The following is a 20911-nucleotide window of genomic DNA, read 5'->3' on the forward strand; positions in this document are numbered from 1 at the left end:
ATTTTTAAAATCCAACATTAATACCAAAAGTGAATGTTCTTCCTGATGGAACAGAGTTTCTATCAACACCCGGAGCAAGGTTTCCGCTGTTACCTGTTGTAGTAGAGTTTCCATTAACAGATACTTCAGGATCTGGACCAGGATAGTTTGATATGATCCAAAGGTTACTAGACTGAACATAAAGCCTAACATTTGATACACCGTATTTATTTAATAGATCTTTTGGCAATGTATAGCCTAAAGCCAGATTACGAACTTTTAAAAAATTACCTGAATAAACATTTTGAGATTGTGCAAAAGCTGAACCATTTGATATGTTATCGCCGTAAACAACACGAGGGATTTCTGTAACCTGCCCAGGGGTGGTCCATCTATCCAGCATACCTGCATCATTGTTCCAGAAACGTTGATCGCGAAGACCAGCCTGTGATCCATAATAAATTTTATTACCTCCTGAAAACGTTAACCCTAATGTTAAATCGAAAGCTTTATAACGGAAGTTGTTATCCAAACCACCAAACCACTTAGGAATAGATTGACCTGTAATGGTTGCATCTAATGCTGCATCAATAGCTGGTGCATTTTGACCAGCATTAGCTCCCTCTAAATATTGGTAACGTGCCGCCGCCGCCCGGGCAAAGCTAAATCTTAATTTTTGACCAAATCTATTGATGAAAATCCGTTCTCCTGTTGCCGGATCAACACCTGCAGTTGGAACCGTGTAAATTGATCCGATTGGATAACCAACCCTGGTAATATTTGCAGTTTCTAATGAAGTTGCACCAAAAACATCGGCATTGTTGTTACCCAATGCAGTCACTTCATTTTTCAAGGTGCTAAAGGTTAAGCTGGTGGTCCAGGTGAAATCATCATGATCAATGTTTCTTGAATTTACGGTGAACTCAAAACCTTTATTATACATTTTACCAACGTTAGTAGTTATTACGTTGTTTGGAATTCCTTTAGATGGAGCCTGCGGTGCATTTTGAACCAAATTATCAATGTTATTATGGTAATAATCAACATCTAAAGAGAATCGGCCTCCTAAGAATTCCAGATTCACACCAACATCTGCTTTTTTACTGGTTTCCCAACGCAAATCAGGGTTACCTGCTTGAGAAAAAGAAAGTGCTGATGCAGAACCGTAAAGCCCGGGATTATATAAAAACAAAGCTGGATAATTACCAATATTGATATTACCAACTTCACCATAACTCCCGTGGAATTTAATTCTGGTTAACACTTTACTTAAACCAGATTCTTTATAGAAATTTTCTTCAGAAAGCGCCCAACCAGCAGATGCACCACCAAAGTTGCCATATTTATTGCCAGCAGATAGCCCAGAGTAACCATCACGTCTGAATGATCCGGTGATGTAATATTTTTTCTTATAATCATAGTTTACACTTCCAAAATAAGAACGGAAAGCATTATCTCCCTGAACCAAGCCAGCTGGAGTAATAGTCCCAAATGATCCTTGAAATACTTCAATAAATGGATCAATAACACCTTGTCTGGTAGCTCCGTAACCTAAGGATTTAGTATACTGATCTTCAGCTCCTACAAACGCGCCAATGGTATGATCTCCAAATACGCCTCCATAATTTAAAGTATTTGACCAGTTCCACCTGCTATTCTTAACAAAATTACTGGTAGCACCTCCATTATAAGCAAAACCATCACCTTGTAAACGATTCACAAATGAATTATTATCTATCTTCAGATTATCAAGCCCATATGTTGTTTTTAATGTTAAACCTTTTACCAATTCAATCGCTGCGTAAGCATTAGCAATAATCCGATCACTTTCAGAGGTATTTTTATCCTGATTTATTAACACTGCCGCATTAGGATAATTAGAAGAGATGGTATTCGCTCCTAAACCAATTGCACCTGATGCATTCACATTGTATGAACCATCTTCATTATAGGGCGATACATTTGGAGGCAATACAATTGCCAGCCTTCCTAAACCTACTGTTGAGAAGGCTTGTCCTGGTAATGACCCTGTATTAGGCGCTCTGTTTAGGGTATTGCTATAAGAGAAATTAGTACCGATAGTTACATTCTTGAAAAGTTTATGATCCAAATTTACACGGCCATTTTTCCTTTCGAACGAATTTCCAATAATGAAACCTTCCTGGTTACTATATCCAACAGAAACATAATATGAAGTTTTATCATTTGCACCGGAGAAATTTAATGCATGGTTTTGAGAAGTCGCAGCCCTATAAGCATAATCATACCAATTCGTTTCAACCTGCGAGCCGTCAGATCTATTCTGAAGGAAAAATGCGGGTGCAAGACCAATATTGGTTCTGGATTCATTTTTAATCAACACATATTCTGATGCATTTAATAAAGGTATAAGGTTTTGTGCTTTAGTGGTACCTACCCAACCTTCGTAATTAACTTTAGTGCTTCCTTGTTTACCCTTTTTAGTCGTGATCACCACAACACCATTTGCCGCCCTTGATCCATAAATGGCTGAAGAGGCTGCATCTTTCAAAATATCAATCGATTCGATATCGGCTGGATTAATATCACCTAAAGCATTGTTTGCTGCGCTATTGCTTGATTGATTATCTGTAAATACAGGAATACCATCTACAATAATGAGTGGGTAAGAACTTAAGGAAATGGAATTGAAACCGCGAACCCTAAAAACAGGTGGATTATTTAATACACCATTTGGCTGGATAATATTAACACCCGCTGCTTTGCCCGCTAAGGCTTGCTCAAAACTTTGAACTGGCATGTTTTTTAACTTTTCTCCACTAATGCTGGCAATAGATCCTGTTACGTCTCTTTTCGATTGAGTGGTGTAGCCAGTTACAACTACATCAGAAAGTGTTTTGGAGTCGCTTGCCAGAACTGCATTAACTACGTTTCCTGACCCAATTGGTTTTGACTGCGGCAGAAATCCGATGTAAGAAAATTCTAATGTTGTAGCTTTTGAGTTTACTCTTACTGAGTATTTACCATCTGCAGTTGTAGTGGTTCCACCAACTGCGCCTTTAATTTTTACACTTACTCCAGGAAGCGGCAAACCGTCTTCCTTTCCCGTAACTGTTCCAGTGATTGTTCTATCTTGAGCCATAGCACTCCCTGCTACGAACAAAATGATGAACAAACTTTGTAAAAGTTTTTTCATAAAATTAGTTTAGTTTAGTTAATAAGATCACAATATAAAACTTAACATGCTGTAATGCAAATTTTACAAAACAAATTAGAAATGATAAATATGGCTCATTCCGGAATAACTAACTAAAAAAAACACCTAAACAAACAAAAAGTAATACTTAAACAGAAAAACACAAATCTTTTTATAAAATTTTTAATATATTTTTTACTAAAAAGATACAATTACATTAAAATAGGATAAAAAATAAATTGTTAAAGGATGCTTAAAGAAACACAATCCTCATCATAATTTTATTTTTTAAGAAAAAAAAGCCATGAATAGCTTCTAAAAGACTGAATTTGCTATTTAACACCTTATTCGAAGAAAATTAAGACCAAAAAAAAAGAGGCTGTTTTTGAACAGCCTCTTTGATATTATTACACAATCTTAATTTATGGGTTTTGCGGACCTAGATTTGGGTTTGCATTAATCTCATCACGAGGAATTAAAAATAAGAATCTCGGATCTCCTGCAGGAATTTGCAATACGTTAGCAACAGAAGCTGGAACATAATTTGGAACGTTCGCGATAGTTCTGTCTAAAGGTAAATTCAACCGTTTTAAATCTAAATATCTAAAACCTTCACCCCATAGTTCTACTCTACGGTTTACCATAATTTCGTCTACCAAAGCAGCACCTGTTTTTGTACTCTTAACAGCACTTAAATCTCTTTTAGAAACTAATGTAAATAAAGCAGTTTGTGCTAAAGCGTCTTGACCACTTCTGGCATAAGCTTCGGCAAGAATCAAATGCATCTCTGCACTTCTCATCCAAGGCACATCACCTAAAGATGGGTCACCTACAGCCTTAACAGAGAACTTTCTCGTCATATAACTCCTTCTAACAAAGGTAGGTAAAGGTAGCGGGAAGTTAGTTGCGGTAGGTGAAGGCTCCCACATTTTCTTTCTCACATCTGTTAAAGAAATTAAATCATACAATTTAGAGTTAATCATTTTTGGTGTAGCGCGCTGATAGCTTGAATTTGCATTATAAGCAATTTGTGCAAAAAACGACCCAAAGGTATCTCCTTGCTCTGTAGTTGGGTTGGCCCCCCACATGTACTCAGATAGGTTAATGTTATTAAAACCAGTTTGATAATCTGCCTGACTCATTAACGGGAAAACATTACCATCAACAACTTCTTTGGCATATTTGATTGCATTTGTATAGTCGCCCATTGTTAAAGCCACTCTTGCTCTAAGTCCTCTTGCTACCCAAACACCAGCATGAGTTTTGTTTGGAACAGATACTGCGTTTAACGCTATAGCTGCATCTAAATCCGCAACGATAGCGGTGTAAACAGCTTCAACACTAACTCTAGGCATTTTTGTATCCGTAGATTTTAATGGAAGGGGAACAGAAAGTTGATTATTTGGCTTAGCATCTGGGTTATACCTTGTGCCATAAAATTGAACCAGATAAGAATAAGCATAAGCTCTTAAGGTTAAAGCCTCAGCTTTAATTCTCGACTTATCTGTTGCCAGACCTTCAACAGCATCGATATTATCAATAATATAATTGGCATTACCAATCATCCTAAAAAATGTACGGTAATAATAAAGATTGCTAGCCGCATTATCTGTACGAGCAGCGATATAATTACCTTCACCTGTTGAGGTGAACCATGTTGCTGCCGCTTGATGTAAATCTTCTCCCATGAAGTCTATACCCAAAAGAATCCCGGCAACCCCTGGCTTTCCCTGTGCATTACTTGTAGTGGTGGTTGTTCTTTCGAACATATAACGATATATCCCGTTTAAAGCAACACTCGCATTAGCCGTAGACGAAAATATATCTTTGCTATCGATCTTATCTGTTGGTGTTGTTTGAAGATAATCTTTTTTACAGCCAGATCCACCTAAAATTACGGTGGCTAAAATTGCTGAGTAAAATATCTTTTTCATATCTATTTGATATTAATTATTAAAATTTAAAAAGAAGCATTTAATCCTACACTTAATATTCTCGCCTGTGGGTATACATTTGAGTTAGTTCCATCAAAAGATTCAGAAGGATTTAAGCCTTTTCTTTTGGAGAATAGATATAGGTTTTCTGCGGTTACAAACACTTTTGCACTGCTTACATCAATTTTGTTCAACCAAGTTTTTGGTAGGCTGTAAGACAAATTTATATTGCGGATAGCAAGATAAGAAGCATCAATTAACCATCTTGTAGAGGCTGCATTGATGTTAGCTGAATTACCATAATCTGCTCTTGGAATACTGCTTGTTGTATTGGTTTGTGTCCATGCGTTTAACAAGTCTTTATGTAAAGCAGCCCCATAAGAAGCTGTACTCATTAAGCCTTGGTAGTTACTATCATAAAACTTACCTCCGATTTGGTAGTTAACCAATACAGATAATGATAAGTTTTTGTAAGAGAATGAATTAGTAAAAGACCCCATTAAATCAGGGATTGCAGAGCCTGAACGATCAAAAATTGCATTTGACTGATTGGTAGTATATTCAATACCATTAACAGTTCTTTTATTGGCAGCAGAAATTGTTTGTGTAGGATCAGGAATATATAATGCAGCACCATCTGAAGGATCTACACCAGCATATTGCCTTAACCAAAACTGATAATAATCATAACCTACTTCTCTTCTTTTTGTACCACTTATGATTTGAGGCGTTTCAGCTGGAAGTTTAGTTACCTTATTTTTAAGGATTGTCCAGTTAGTTACTAAATTCCAATTAAAATTCTCTGTTCTAACAATATCTGCACCCAACATCAATTCGACACCTGAATTGTACATGGAACCAATATTTTGATTAATTGATGTAACAGGATCCGAATATGGCTGAGGTACGCTTAGAAGCAAGTTATCTACTGTCTTTTTAAAATATTCTACCTCACCATAAACTCTTTTTTTGAAGACAGAGAAGCTTAAACCTGAATTAAAAGTATTTTGTGATTCCCATCTCAATAAGGGGTTTGCTATTGATGACAACAGCGCGCCTGGCTCAGAACCATTGTTGGAACCTAAATCATAGAATGCTCTATCTGCATAATATAAGCTATTGTTATTACCATCAAGCAAAGTATTGGTACCACTTAGCAAAGCATTGTTACCAACTTGTCCGTATGAAACTTTTAGCCTTAAATCATCTAGCCAGTTCTCTTCTGTTAAGAAATCTTTGTTAATAGACCAAGATCCACCCAATGAGAAAAACGTTCCCCATCTTGATTCTCGTGCAAATCTAGAAGAACCATCACGTCTTAATGAAGCATCGAAAAAATACTTGTCTTTATAGCTATAACTTGCTTTTGAGAAATATGATTCAATTCTATCATTATCGGCCTGGCCACTGGAAGCGTTAGCAGTAACAAAATTTGCGAATTCGGTATTTCCTTGCACAATCTGACCTGTTCTGCTTGCGCTGAAAGTACGGAAGTTGAAATCATAATTTTCATGTCCAACAAGTGCAGATATAGTGTGGTCTCCTATTGTTTTGTTATAGTTCAGGATTTGATTTAAAGTAAATGACCTAGCCGTGCTGTTGCTTTGTGATTTAAATCCATTTTGAGTTACACCATCTCCAACAATTGGATTCCAATATGTATTTCCATTATTATTTCTTAAATCAATACTGAATGTTGGTGTAAATGTAAAATCTTTCAAAAATTTAACTTCCAGATATGTTCTGGCACTTACCTGGTTTCTTCTTGAAAGATATTCGTTTAATAATGTTTCATAAACAACATGTCTGCCGGGCGAAGCTCCTTGAGGACGGGCGATTGCACCTGGATGATTTCCATAGTCATACCATTGTTCGCCAGTTAGGTTATTCATAATTGGCTGACCAGCGGCATTATAAGCACGAACCGGATAAATCGGACCAATCCCTCTGGTAAAAGAAAAGGCATTAACGAAACTATTACCACTGCCCGTACCAGCATCATTTGCAGTATTTGCTGTAGTCATTGATCCTGAAACGTTTAAACCCGTTTTTAACCAAGGTTTAACCTGTGTATTCACATTAACCCGAGCATTAAAACGCTGAAAATCAGATTTAATATTGAAGCCCTGATCATTTAAATATCCCATTGAAACAAAGAAATCTGACTTTTCACTCTTACCTGAGAAACTCAAATTTGCATCAGTTCTTTTTCCTAATCTAGACATGGCATCATACCAATCAAAATCATCATATAATAATGATGCGTTAGGATTTAATTTACCATCAGTACCGACCACCTGAGCACCAGGGACATTGAATGGATTGTAAACTAAGTTTGTAAACACATCTGCTGAAGCTCTTGTAGATGCGGCTGATTCAGTTAAGAGTGGCGATGCATTATACATCAGATTGTTTTTAATCCCTTGCCAAACCAAAGGATAGTATTCTTGTGCATTTACACGCTCATATTCCGGAATACCTCTTTCTGAGAAACCTTGAACAATGCTTGCATTAATGGTTGGCTGTGACGATTTTCCTCTTTTAGTCGTAATAATCACCACACCATTAGCACCTCTTGAACCATATAAAGCCGATGAAGACGCATCTTTTAATACTGAAATGCTTTCGATATCATTTTGGTTGATATCACCAATACTACCATCGTAAACTGATCCATCTAATACATAGAGAGGAGTATTTGATGCCGAAAATGAACCAAAACCACGGATTCTGATTCCTGCAGAACTTCCTGGCTGACCATTAGATGCAGATACATTAATACCTGGAGCTGATCCCTGAAGAGCCGCAGTAATATTTGTAACCGTTCTGCTTTCTAAATCTTTTGCACTTAAGCTTGATACTGACCCTGTAATAGCTTCTTTCTTTTGAGTACCGTAAGCCACAACAACTACATCTGATAATGCTTGAGAATCACTTGCTAAACCAACATTAATTACACCTGATGATGTTAGATTAACCGTTTTAGTTACAAAACCTAAATAAGAAAATTGTAAGCTTTTTGCTGAAGATGTTGTTCTGATAGAATACCGACCGTCAGTACCTGTTACGGCAACATTTTGTGTGCCTAATGCTTTAACACTAACTCCTGGAAGAGGGAGTCCATCATCCGAAGATGTTACTGTTCCACTAATTGTTCGCTCTTGGGCCGTTGCGCTAAACGCAACAAACAAAAGCACGAACAAACTTTGTAAAAGTTTTTTCATGAATTTAAATTAGTTTGATTGATTATTTAATTAAATCGCAAAGTATGATATTATTGGAAATTATGCAATATTTAATAAAATAATAAAAGTATTTATGTCTATTTAGAAAGGCATTTTACATTAAAATGATAAAATGTCGAGACAATAAATAGCCCTTTAAGTCCTTTTTATTATCAAATATTTATTACTATCAGAATTTTTTTAAATGCAAAACGCCAACTTTCTTTCGAAAGTTGGCGTTTTGCATTTAAAATGATACTAGCTCAAATCTTAGTATCCTGCATTTTGCTGACCTTGCAAACCTGCGTTATTATCAATTTCTCGTTGCGGAATAGGTAATATCGTTTTAGCACCACCAAAAGCTGCAGCTGCATTTCCTGCTCTCAAAGGCTGTCTGTTACGAAGTAAATCCATTCTGCTATGTCCTTCGAAAGCTAACTCTTTACGACGCTCTATTAACAAGGCATCTATTAATGCTTGTTGTGAAGTTACAGTTTTGGCAGCAAGTCCTGCTCTTGATCTAATTCTTGAGTTTAAAATTGTAACTGCTTCAACATTAGGCGTAGCACTCTGATGTGCTAAAGCTTCTGCCAGGTTCAAGTATACCTCTGTGGTGCGAATAACTGGAGAGTTATCAGAGTTATTCACTGCATCAGGAAACTTAGAAGTAAAGAAGTGAGGTAAACCGTCTGCAGCATTTCCAGTGTTTTTTAAATTATACCTTCTATCATCTGGTTCTGAAGTATATGCATTGATTAAATCCTGAGAAAAAGGAGCATCACCGCGTCCGCCAACAGCAGCTGGATTATAGTAAGAAGCCCATCCACCAGAACCTGTTCTACCATTGTCGATAGCACTGTTTTGAATAGTAAAAACATCTTCACTTGTATTGCCACTATAAAAGCTGTAATTCGGTGCGGTATCATAAATACCTTGAGAAAGCGTACTACGTGCAGCACTTTCTGCTTTTGACCATTCTTCTCTATACAAGTATAATCTTGAAAGCAGTGCAAATGCAGCACCTTTTGTTGCACGTCCACGGGTTTCTGCAGCATCAGCATACGACTGAGGTAACGCACTTGACGCCTCTGTTAAATCCTGAATGATTTGTGCATGAACCTGACTTAGCGTATTTCTTGAGGGAAACTCAATAGTTCCGGTAAAATCAGCTGTAACTAAAGGTACACTTAGATTTGTACCTGCGCTTACCTGAAAAGGCTGAGAAAAGAAGTTAGCTAACTGGAAGTAAGCTAAAGCACGTAAAAACTTCGCCTCTGCTATGTATTGAGATTTTTCTTCTGCAGATAATCCTTCAACACCATTCACTTTTGAAATGATCGTATTAGCTCTTGCTATTACCTGATAATGAATCTGCCACAGCACCTGAACATTTGAATTAGTTGAAACAGCTGAAAAATTATTTAGATCTTGCAGGGTAGGGAATGTGCCTACGAAATCCACATTATTTCCCATATAGTCACCTATTACTTGCGGTAAGCTACCATAAAAATCTAGCGTCTGTGCAGTACTGTATACCCCCCTTAGTGCGCTAAGCGTAGTGGCAGGGCTATTAAAAACTATCTGATCTGAAAGAGATTGTTGAGGCAACAAATCTAGTTCTTTTTTACAGCCAAACATCGACAAAACGATGGCTGAGGTTAATATATAATATCTTAATTTCATTTTTTCAATTATTAAAGACCAATATTTACACCAAAAGTATACGATTTTGCTTGTGGTAAAGCGAAGAAACTTTGACCTACAACTAAGTTTGATGCACCATTTGCTGAAATTTCAGGATCTCCTCTAAATTCTTTATTCTTAATTGTCCAAATGTTTTGTGCTAAGAAATAAAGTCTTACGCTTGAAAAGATTTTTGTTCTTTGTAGAAACTCTTTTGGAAGGTTATAACCAACTGTTAAATTTTTCAAACGAAGATATGAACCATCTCTTAACTGAGCTGTAGAGGCCTGAGAATAAGTAGTTCTAGTGGAACTATTTAATGCCGGCGCAAAAGCATTTTGTCCAGGCTGTTTCCAGTAGTCTAACAACTTAACACTTTTGTTATAAGAACCTGTACCAAAATTATCTGTAAATGTTAAACCGTCAAGGTATACATCATTTCCATAAGTAAAGTTGAAGAATGCTGTTAAATCGAAGTTTTTATAGGTAAAAGTATTAGTGATACCTCCTTGAAAATCAGGATCTCCTTTTCCAGCTATTACCCGATCAGCTGCAGTCGGAGTTGTAGTTGGTGTTCCATCCTTCTTTAGCCATTCTGCATTTCCAGTTTGTGGGTTAATACCATTATAGCGAATTAAGTAAAATGAATTTTTTGAATATCCGGTGATTGCACGTTGTACAGGGCTCCCCTGTAAAAAGTCACGACCATCTTCATCAAGATTTTTTGGAAGAGATAAAACTTTATTCTTATTAAACGCGATGTTGAATGATGTTCTCCAAGTAAAATCGCGTCCTTTTATGTTATCTGAATTCACAGAAAATTCAAATCCACGATTTCTCAGTTCGCCTACATTTTGCGAACTGGAAGCGAAACCAGTAGTGTATGGAAAAGGAACGTTAACTAATAATGCTGTAGTATTTTTATTGTAGTAGTTTACTTGCAAATCGATAGCATTAAATAACCTTGCAGATACACCGATATCTAACTGAGCAGTTTCTTCCCAACTTAAATTAGGGTTTGGCACTACATCAGGGGTTAAACCAGCTGCCCCAAGATAATTAGCTCCAGATGCAAATGTACCAACAGACTGGTAATAGCCTATGTTATCATTACCTGCTGTTCCATAACTTGTGGTAAGCTTAAGGCTTTGCACGTATTTGTTATCTTTGTTAAAAAATTTCTCATTTGAGATCAACCATCCACCTGATACAGCATAGAAATTACCATATTTTTTATTCGGTCCAAATCTTGAAGATCCATCTCTTCTGAAAGATCCCTCTAAAAGATACTTCTTATCAAAATCATAATTCAAACGAGCAAACTGTGACTCAAGTGCCCAATCATAAATGTTTTCAGACGCTGTAATTGGCGTAGATGCTGATCCCACGTTCGGAAGGTCATCACTGGCAAAACCTGATCCTTCAACAAAAATTTGAGTTAATGTAGAGGTTTCAAAACTATATCCCAACAATCCTCCTACAGTATGCTTACCAAAAGTTTTGTTATAATTTAACGTATTGCTGGTAACCCATTTTCGATCCGTATAGTTTGATCTATAAGCATATCCACCTGGAGTAAGTAGGTCAAGTTCTCTATATTTTTCGTCAATACCATAGTTATCAATACCCCAGTCGGTTTTCAATTTCAAACCATCAATGATTTTCAATTCTGCAAATGCATTTCCTGTGCTTCTGTCAGAATAGTTCTTATTAATACCTGTCGCAGCAATGGCAACTACATTAGCTACAAAACCAGTATTCTGGAATTGCCCATCTGGACCGTAAGGTGTAACATAAGGTAATTGTAAATAAGCAGCTGTTAATGGTGCGTATGTATTATTTTCAGAACCAATCCTATCCATATCAACTCGTGAAAGATTATAATTAAGCCCAAAATTTATCTTATCTGATAGTTTATGCGTTAAGTTTAATCTTCCTGACAAACGTTGTAATTGATTACCTAGAGTATAACTACTTTCATCAGAGTATGATCCACCAATATAGAATTGTGTTTTCTCATCACCGCCTGCAGCACTCAAATTGGCATTATTTAATTTTCCAGTTCTTACAACTGCGTCAATCCAATCATAACTAGTTGTTGGATAAGTTGGAACAGTTCCATTATTTGCTCTTAAATAATCTGTTCTAAACTGGCGAAATTGATCTGCATTCATCATTTCTTCAGTAGCAGTTGGAGAAGAAAATCCGTTCTGATATTCTGCAGTAATTCTCGTTTTTCCAGACGCACCCTTTTTGGTTGTGATCAAAATTACACCATTTGAACCACGAGAACCATAAATTGCCACAGCAGAAGCGTCTTTTAGCACAGTCATGCTTTCAATATCATTAGCACTAATATTCAACAATGGATTTAAAGAAGAAGATCCACCTTGGGCTTGGCTATAGTCACCACCGGAAGAATTTAAGGGAACTCCGTCAATTACATAAAGAGGCCTGCCGCCTGCCCCGATTGATGAGCCACCTCTAACTGTAATTTGTGCCTCAGCGCCTAGTACTCCAGAAGAATTTACCATGTTTACGCCAGCTGCCTGACCTTGTAAAGCCTGTTGAGGCGTTTGAATTGGCATATTCTTGAATGAACTCGCATTTACAGTAGTTGTTGATTGAGTTGTCAAAGCTTTGCTCTGTTGGCCATACCCAACAACAACAACATCGGTTAATGTTTTTGCATCAGTCGCAAGGGCAACACTAATTGTTGTTGTATTAGAAACCACAACAGACTTCGTTGTGTATCCAATAAACGAATACTCTAAAGTGTTAGACCCCGAAGGTACATTAATAGAATACTTACCATTAGAATCTGTTACTGTTCCAGATTGTACACCTTTTACCCGTACACTTACACCAGGAATGGGTAATTTGTCATCCTGTGAGGTAACTGTACCAGTAATTGTTCTGTCTTGAGCCATTGCAGAGGATGCAACGAACAAAAGTACGAACAAACTTTGTAGAAGTTTTTTCATGAAATTTAAGTTAGTAGATATTTTTAATTTTTTAAGAGAGCAAATCTAATGTTGTTGAAATACTATTTAACATTTTTTAACAACAGGCAAGAATAAATGACAATTAGACGACAAACATCGTCATAAATCTACATTTTGAAATAATTTAAATGACAGGATTATTTTTAATAAACGACTATAAATTAGAGATTTAGAAGACATTTCATAATTTTAAAATTATGAAATGTCTTCTAAATATTTGTATAACAAAAAGGCCATCCAATTAATATTGGATGGCCTTAATAAATATGATATATTTTTTAGTTCGCAGCTACAGCTACGATTATCGAACCGAAGTTACCACTGATGGTACCTTGTGAGGCTGAATTAATCCTCAAAGGAAGTGCATATGTTGAACCCGTTACAAAGTTATTAGTATTTATCGGGATCGTTAAGTTAACACCTGCTTGCCCCGCAGGTATAACAACAGTTGCAGGTAAGGTATACCAGGCTGCAGGAATTAATGTATAAGATCTGCTGGCCTGAGTATTGTGCAAAGTAAGCGCTGCTGCATCAATACCAATTCCAACGGTAACATCAGATGGTGCCGGTTTACCTGTACCACTGTAGTTAACCCGGATATTTAAAGGCGATGCCGTTCCTTTCGCAAGCGTTAGCTGATAACGGGCTAATTTTACACTTGCAGTTAAAGAACCAGAAGCGATGAAATCTGGATTATCAAATTCAATGATTGCACCTGCACTGTTTGGGGCGTCTGGTCCGATAAGCGGATCAGACTTAAGGCAAGAACTTAATGTCAGTACGACAAATAATATTGCCAGGTTTTGAAATATTCTTTTCATTTCTTTTCGTTTAAATTTAAATAACTATTCTATCTAGCCCAGAATATCTTGGTTGAATACTTATTAATGCCGGTTGGTACATTTGCACCATTATAAGTAAATTCGGTACTAGGATAAAGTAACCTGGTTGGTAATCTATCAGCAGCGGTTGAAATTCCAGCAATGGAAACAATTGTTTGCGCAGGAGTAGCAGCACTAATATCAGGGTTACTTACCGGATAACCTGTTCTTCTAAATTCATTCCAAGCCTCATCTCCAAAGATTAAGTTTAATGCAATGTATTTTTGTGTAATGATTGCTTCTAGTTGCTGTGCCGGACTTGTTGCCAAGCTATAATTTGCAATATATTTAGTTGCATTCGCTGTTTGATAAGCAGTTGCATCAGCAACTGGATCTTTACCAGAAGCAATAGCACCTGTATTTGTTTTGTACAAATACCTGTAAGATGCCTGAATACCTGAATTAAATAACGTTTGCGGATTACCTGTTATAATACCAGTTAAAGCTGCTTCAGCTTGAAGAAAATAACTATCTGCAGCCAAGATAACAGGTTGAGCAGCATCCGGACCTTTGAAAATTCCAATAGCCTCAAAAGCAGTTGCACTGGTACCTCTAAACCAAGAGTTTGGTGTAGCGCCACGCCCAGCTGTAGCCAATTGATTACCTAATTGATTAGTTGCTGTAGTAATTCCAGATTTGTAGACCACATTTGCACGGGCAGGATCAGTTAATTTAGTTCCATTATAATAACTCATAATGAACGGAGTAGGTACATAATTAGAACCTCCCGCCGCCGCTGCATTTGCTGCAGAGTAGGCAAAACCATTCCATGCTGGGTTTTGTTTTCCAATCACTTTTGTATAGCCAGGATTAATAGAAGCATCATCAGTTAAAAAACCCGCTGCATCGAAAGCTCTGCTTGTAAAGGTTACTTTATTTCCTGCTCTTACTATTAATCTTAATTTAAGTGTATTCGCAAACTGGATCCATCTTGTAATCTCTGCAGCAGGTGTTGCGCTTGAGCCAAACATTACATCTGCACTTTTAAAATTACTAGCTGCTGTTGGGTTAGCTTTAAATGCTACAATTGCCGCATCACAAAGATCTGCCAAAGCTTTGTAAACATCAGTCGCTTTATCATATTTAGGCGTAACACTTGCAGCACCTTTTAATGCGTCGCTATAGGGCACATCTCCATATTGATCCACTAGTCTTTGAAAGGTATAAGCTTTCATCAACTTAGCCGCTGCATTAAATTGAGCATAACCAGCTAATCCTTCTGTACGATCAATTACATATTGAAAGTCATTAGCAATATCATAGCTATTGCTCCATAAACGTTGCCAGTCAGTAGAAGCATAATCATAAGAAATAATTGCTCCCCAACCACTTACACCGCCACCATTTGCGGCATAGCCTACTACTTGTGAGCCATAAAAGTTAAACGATGCAGTAGTTGTTGCATTCCCTGGATTGGGTATTGTTCCCTCAAGGGCTGTTTGCCCCCAGGTTAAGTTTGCTACAGCAGTCATCGCCTGTGGAAGCACTAGCTCTGGTGTACCTGAAATAGGTTGATTGGTATTTGTATTAACATCAAGGTATTTTTTGCATGATGATAAGGATATACCAACGGTAGCTACAAAAAATAATATAAATATCTTTTTCATGATTTCTGTATTAAAAAGTAAGTGATAACGTAGCGCCATAATAACGGGATGGAGGCGTTTGCGTTGAATTTAAACCAACACCATTACCACTGTTTGTATTATTACTACTGTTACTATATTCAGGATCTGTATATACATTTGTTTTTGGCAGAAAGATGAACAGATTACGCCCTTGAGCACTAATCCTCGCTGCCTGAATAAATTTAGATTTAGCCAAAAGCGATTTAGGAAAGTCATAACCTAACGTAATCTCTCTTATTTTCCAAAAGTTACCAGAAGTAATATAATTTTCATCAATACTTGTTCTAGGGCCACCAATTGTCCAATAACCCGGACCACCATCTTTAATGGTAATGTTTGTATTTTGAACATAAGTGTTTGTTGCTGGATCAAGATAAGCTGAATTAGGGATTACAAAACGCTCTCTGTTGTAAGCTACTGTATTGATACCTGCACCACTGAAATCCAAACTACCTGAACCAATACCATTATAAACCGAGTAACCACCTCTATATTCTGCCAAAGCTGTTAAAGTGATTCCTTTAAAGGTTGCGCTTAGGTTAATACCAAAGATATCAGTAGGGGCTGCATTTCCGAAAACAGATAAAGTTGAAGTTCCTGATGGATAACCAGTTACGCGATCAACAATTATTCTTCCCTGAGGATCTCTATTATAAGATCTGCCTTGCAATACAGGGAAAGGTTGACCAGCTATACCATAAGATCCTGCGTTTGTTGTATTTGATAAGTTGATACTCGGAATTCCTGCAAGTAACTCATCAACCATATTGTTGTAGTGCGCGTAATTAGCAGCAACTGTTACCGTCCAGTTAGATGTCCTAACAGGAACGATTCCTAACGTTGTCTCAATACCTTTACTACTTGTTTGACCAGCATTCAACAAATAATTGCTAAAACCAGACGAGTTAGCAACAGCTGCCGTTACCGTTTGATTTTTAGTTTTAGTAGTGTAATAAGTAAAGCTTGCATTAATTCTATCTTTCAAGAAGGACATATCAGCACCTGCTTCGAAAGAATAAGAAAACTCTGGTGTAATATTTGGAGATACAATACTGTTCCCTACAGTAAATCCGCCTATCCCGTTATAAGGAAAACCAGAATTTTGATTGAAAGTAGCATCTAAACGGTAAGCACCTAAAGTATTTGTAGCACCACCTACGTTAACTAGACCTACTTTAGATAAACCGGCTCTTAATTTGATATAATCAATTGCTTTGATTTCTTTTAATGCAGGAATTGCATCTGTTGGTACAAATGAGATCGTTCCAGCTGGATAGAAGAATGATCTATTGGAAGCGGATAAACGAGAATCCCAATCATTACGTGCTGTGGCACTTAAGAATAAGTAATTCTTAAAACTCACATTTAATAATCCATAAATAGCTTGCTGACGTGCCAAATAGTTTGTCTCGGTTGCAATAGGTGTATTTGTACTATTGCTAAGATTAAATAATCCTGGTTGAACCAATCCACTAACAGAAGCTTCTAAAGATTTGGTACGATCCTGACGCAAAAATGCAGCAGCAATTAAATTAAAATTGAAATCGTTCACGGTTTTTTTAAATGATGCCTGAAATTCATTTGTAATACGGCCGGTATATAAAGAGTTATCGGTTACACCACCCACAACATCAGTTCTCTTATAAGCACCAATTTCAGGTCTGGTTTTGATGTAATCGTTAAATTTGTAAATGTCAGAATATGATTTACCCGAATTGTTTCTACTATTAAATCCAACACGATAAGTTAAGTCAACCCAGGTGGCCGGACTATATTTTAAATCCCAGCTTCCGGTAAAATAGTCATTTCTTACATTTTCACGGAAATTATCAATACTAAAGTAAGGATTGGTATAATATGCATTTGGATAACCACTTGGATCAGCAAAAGGATCATTTTTCCAGTCTTTAAAAGAGGTGATAGGCAAGTTACCTGGACTCTGTAGCATTTGATCATAAAACCCAGTTGATGTAGTTTGATTATAACGATTTTGAGCATAACTCAAGGCGAATGAAGTTGACAGGTTTTTAAGTAAATTTCTCGTTCCATTGAAACGAACATTTGCTTTATTAAATCTGTCTTTTGGAAGTGTACCACTTACATCAACATACTGACCTGAAATAAATAAAGTTCCTTTTTCGTCTCCAGAAGACAAAGATAAATCACTTTGACTGGTTAATCCATTGTCCCAAAAGTCATATTTGTCATTACCCCATTCGTAAGGACTCATTTTTACTGTACCATCAGCTAATGGCAAACCAATTTCTCTGGGTACCCCATCGAAAGCTGGTCCATACTGTTGATTCTCATAACCTAAATAAAGTTTTAAGTCATTATCCGAACCACCACCAAATTGCTCTTGTAACTTAGGGAAGAATGCAACCTGCTCAACAGTTACAGTTTGTTGTGCTTTGATTTCCAATTTCCCTTGTTTACCTTTTTTAGTTGTGATAATTAATGCACCGTTTGATGCATCAGAACCGTAAAGGGCGGCACCACTTGCTCCGTTTAAAACAGTTACGTTTTCAATATCCTCCGGATTTAAGTTTCCTAATACAGAATTAGGAACAATAACTGCATCCAAAACTACAAGCGCCTCGTTGTTACCAGTTAGAGACCTTTGCCCCCTTAATACAACCCTGAAATTAGGGTTCGTTCCTCCAGATGTTCCGTTAATTTGCAAACCGGCTACCTTACCTAATAAACCACTAGCAATATTGGTCGGTTTAGCACCAATTAATTGCTCAGACTTAATGGTAGTGTTTACCGTACCCAAAGATCTTCTACTCGCTGTTAAACCTGCAGCAGTTACGATTACTTCATCAAGAGAGGCAGCATCACCCGTAAGGACAATGTTCAATGTACTTGAAGAACCCAAGTTTCTACTTTGAGTTACAAATCCAATATAAGAAAAGTCTAGGGTGTTAGCGCCAGATGGAAGTCTTAAAGCGTACTTTCCATTAGCATCAGTTACGGTACCGATTTGGGTACCTTTTACTTTTACGCTTACTCCAGGGATCGGTAATTTGTCGTCCGAAGAAGTAACTGTACCAGTAATTGTTCTTTCTTGTGCCATTGCTCCAAAAGCAAAAAACATAAGAATGAACAAACTTTGTAGAAGTTTTTTCATAATTTAAAAAAAGGTTAGTTAATGATTAATGATTCTCCTAATTTAACTTTTGGTGATTGAGTTAAGAAATATTATTTAACATTTTTTAACAACCATGAGAAGTAAAATCTTAAAACACTATAAATCATATACTTAAAAATATTTTAAAAGAATTTTTTAACTGTTTTTGTTTAAAATTCATTGATATTTATTAAAAATTAGTACTATAAGCTGCTATTATTTAATGGTTTTGACATAGTAATAAGACAACAAACAGCATATTTTTGGCGAAAAGTGTATTTTTTTTATAAAATGATTACTACATCTTATAAGACTAGATTACATTCTATTTATAAAAACTTGAATAAGAAAGGATTATACTTTTGATAGCAGTAAGTGTAAACTGCGAACAAATTAAAAGAATACAACGGAAATAAATTCCATTATCTGCATGAACAATCTAAAACTAAAACCTTAACCAATATCTCCGTATCAATATACTAACGATGACATTTATTCGCCTTTTTTCAAGTGGAAAATAATGATGTAAATTTGAAAGAATATAATTGTAGCAAATTTGAAATAAGTAAAACTACTATAGATTTATTAACTATCGAACCTCATTTAAATTAAGCTAATTTAATATATTTCATCACTAGGTAATAGGTAAAAGCAAGCATATTAACAACAGTGAGCAGACCCCAATCTATTAATACCTTAAACTATATCTTTTAAACAAAAAAGGGAACCCTGAGGCTCCCTTTTTTAGTTTATGGATTTGGTTTATCCCACCACATTCTTGTGTTAATATTATCTGGACCTTGCTGCACAATAACAGCCTCATAATTGATTCTGTTAGAGGTTTTGTCAGCTACAGGGTATGCTTGCCTTCTTGGAATGCCTCCACCACTGTTTGTATTACCAGGGCCAGGAGTTAATACAGGAAAACCTGTTCTTCTCCACTCAGACCATGCTTCCCATCCATTAAGGAAAAGGTGAATCCATCTTTGAGTTGAGATTTGTTGAATTGCTGTAGCGGGTAAGTAAGCAATGCCAGTTTGATTTTTGAATGTTGCATCCGGAACACCATAGAGTTGAAGTGAAGCATCAATCCCCTCATCGTAGAACGTTTTAGCCGATGCATCGCCTCCAGAGATCCATCCCAATTTAGTAGCTTCTGCTTTTGCAAAACAAACCTGAGCATAGGTTAACCAATAACCAGGAGAATCCTGACTTCTAAAAGCAGTTCCTAAACGACTATAAACATTGGGAATATTAACCTGAGTAGTTCTGCCGTATTCTAATCCGCGGATTGTTCCATTCGGCAGTGTCTCAGCGAAAACTGGCAATCTTGGATCTGTTCCAGCCCCGTTTGCCCTCATGTAACGAACCAATGGTTCACTTACTGCAAAATCATTTCTGTTTGAAATAGAATAGTTTACATACCATGGATTATTATTGATTGGATCGCCAGATAAATAGGTATAGGCAATGTCTTCGCCTGCTCCAATTACATCTGGAAGAGCTGCATTAAATTCTGTAGCAGCTAAACCACCAGCTGCAGGAAACAATTTTGACAACCTTAATGCCATAAACAATCTTTGTGTAGCAGCAAACTTTTTCCACATTGACATATCTCCATCCAAAAGAATATCTCCTTGCATACCAGCTCCGCCATCTATTTGTGCTGCAGCTTCTTTAAGTTCTTTAAATAAATCTGCATAAATAAGCTCTTGCTTCTGATACTTGGGAGTCAAATTAGTTGCTCCTTGCAGCGCTTCATCATATGGTAAATCGCCCCATCTATCAGTAAGTTTCCAGAAAACAAACGCTTTCAGTATTCTAGCTGCTGCAAGCTGATTGTTTTTCGATCCATTAGCAGTTACTTCTGCTTCAAGTCCACCAGCATTATTCGCATCAATAATTTTTTTAAGATTAATTAGTGCGCCTGTGTAATACGTCCAGTATGACTGTCCTGCAGCTGCATCTCCGTAATTTGAACTGGTTAGATATGGTCCTTCAGACATGTGCTGCGCCCATATAAAGCCTATATTAGGCCCGGTTACAAGTGCAGGTAAGCTTTGTGCCTGACCCGTTGTTGTGGTTACAGATCCTGAAAGCGCCTGTAACGAATTTGTAAACAGAGATTTAGTTGTTGGGTTAGGTACCTGAGTTGGGTCAATATTCATATCCCCAAAATCACCAGGTTTTTTACACCCATTCAGCATAACACTTGCAAAAACAAGTGAAAGCGATACATATATTTTTATCTTACTCATGATTTCTTCTATTA

Annotated in this window: 9 protein-coding genes; all 9 read right to left on the reverse strand. The window is 36.8% G+C overall.

Translation table 11 applies throughout. From position 1 onward, the window contains the following. Nucleotides 1-4: 4 nt before the first annotated feature. A complete protein-coding gene (locus tag ACN1CD_RS01180; RefSeq protein ID WP_419128423.1) occupies nucleotides 5-3154 on the reverse strand; it encodes a SusC/RagA family TonB-linked outer membrane protein in 3150 nt (1049 codons plus the stop codon). A gap of 422 nt (nucleotides 3155-3576) precedes the next feature. After that, nucleotides 3577-5088 carry a RagB/SusD family nutrient uptake outer membrane protein gene (locus ACN1CD_RS01185; RefSeq protein ID WP_419128424.1) on the reverse strand — a complete coding sequence of 504 codons (1512 nt, stop codon included), beginning with the start codon at nucleotides 5086-5088 and terminating at the stop codon, nucleotides 3577-3579. A 26-nt stretch (nucleotides 5089-5114) separates the two neighbouring features. Further along, nucleotides 5115-8312 carry a SusC/RagA family TonB-linked outer membrane protein gene (locus ACN1CD_RS01190; RefSeq protein WP_419128425.1) on the reverse strand — a complete coding sequence of 1066 codons (3198 nt, stop codon included), beginning with the start codon at nucleotides 8310-8312 and terminating at the stop codon, nucleotides 5115-5117. Between the two features lie 270 nt (nucleotides 8313-8582). After that, on the reverse strand, nucleotides 8583-9995 hold the full coding sequence (locus ACN1CD_RS01195; protein ID WP_419128426.1) for a RagB/SusD family nutrient uptake outer membrane protein: 1413 nt from the start codon (nucleotides 9993-9995) through the stop codon (nucleotides 8583-8585). An 11-nt stretch (nucleotides 9996-10006) separates the two neighbouring features. After that, nucleotides 10007-12979 (reverse strand): SusC/RagA family TonB-linked outer membrane protein, encoded by a 2973-nt coding sequence (locus ACN1CD_RS01200; RefSeq protein WP_419128427.1) that lies wholly within the window; start codon nucleotides 12977-12979, stop codon nucleotides 10007-10009. Nucleotides 12980-13278: 299 nt separating this feature from the next. Further along, on the reverse strand, nucleotides 13279-13821 hold the full coding sequence (locus ACN1CD_RS01205) for a DUF1735 domain-containing protein (RefSeq protein WP_419128428.1): 543 nt from the start codon (nucleotides 13819-13821) through the stop codon (nucleotides 13279-13281). A 29-nt stretch (nucleotides 13822-13850) separates the two neighbouring features. After that, nucleotides 13851-15488 carry a SusD/RagB family nutrient-binding outer membrane lipoprotein gene (locus ACN1CD_RS01210; RefSeq protein WP_419128429.1) on the reverse strand — a complete coding sequence of 546 codons (1638 nt, stop codon included), beginning with the start codon at nucleotides 15486-15488 and terminating at the stop codon, nucleotides 13851-13853. Nucleotides 15489-15498: 10 nt separating this feature from the next. After that, nucleotides 15499-18639, reverse strand: coding sequence for a SusC/RagA family TonB-linked outer membrane protein (locus ACN1CD_RS01215; RefSeq protein WP_419128430.1), 3141 nt, complete (start codon nucleotides 18637-18639; stop codon nucleotides 15499-15501). Nucleotides 18640-19388: 749 nt separating this feature from the next. Further along, nucleotides 19389-20897 carry a SusD/RagB family nutrient-binding outer membrane lipoprotein gene (locus ACN1CD_RS01220; protein ID WP_419128431.1) on the reverse strand — a complete coding sequence of 503 codons (1509 nt, stop codon included), beginning with the start codon at nucleotides 20895-20897 and terminating at the stop codon, nucleotides 19389-19391. Nucleotides 20898-20911 lie beyond the last annotated feature (14 nt).

The organism is Pedobacter sp. N23S346 (assembly GCF_048515415.1).
In the GTDB taxonomy this organism is placed as follows: domain Bacteria; phylum Bacteroidota; class Bacteroidia; order Sphingobacteriales; family Sphingobacteriaceae; genus Pedobacter.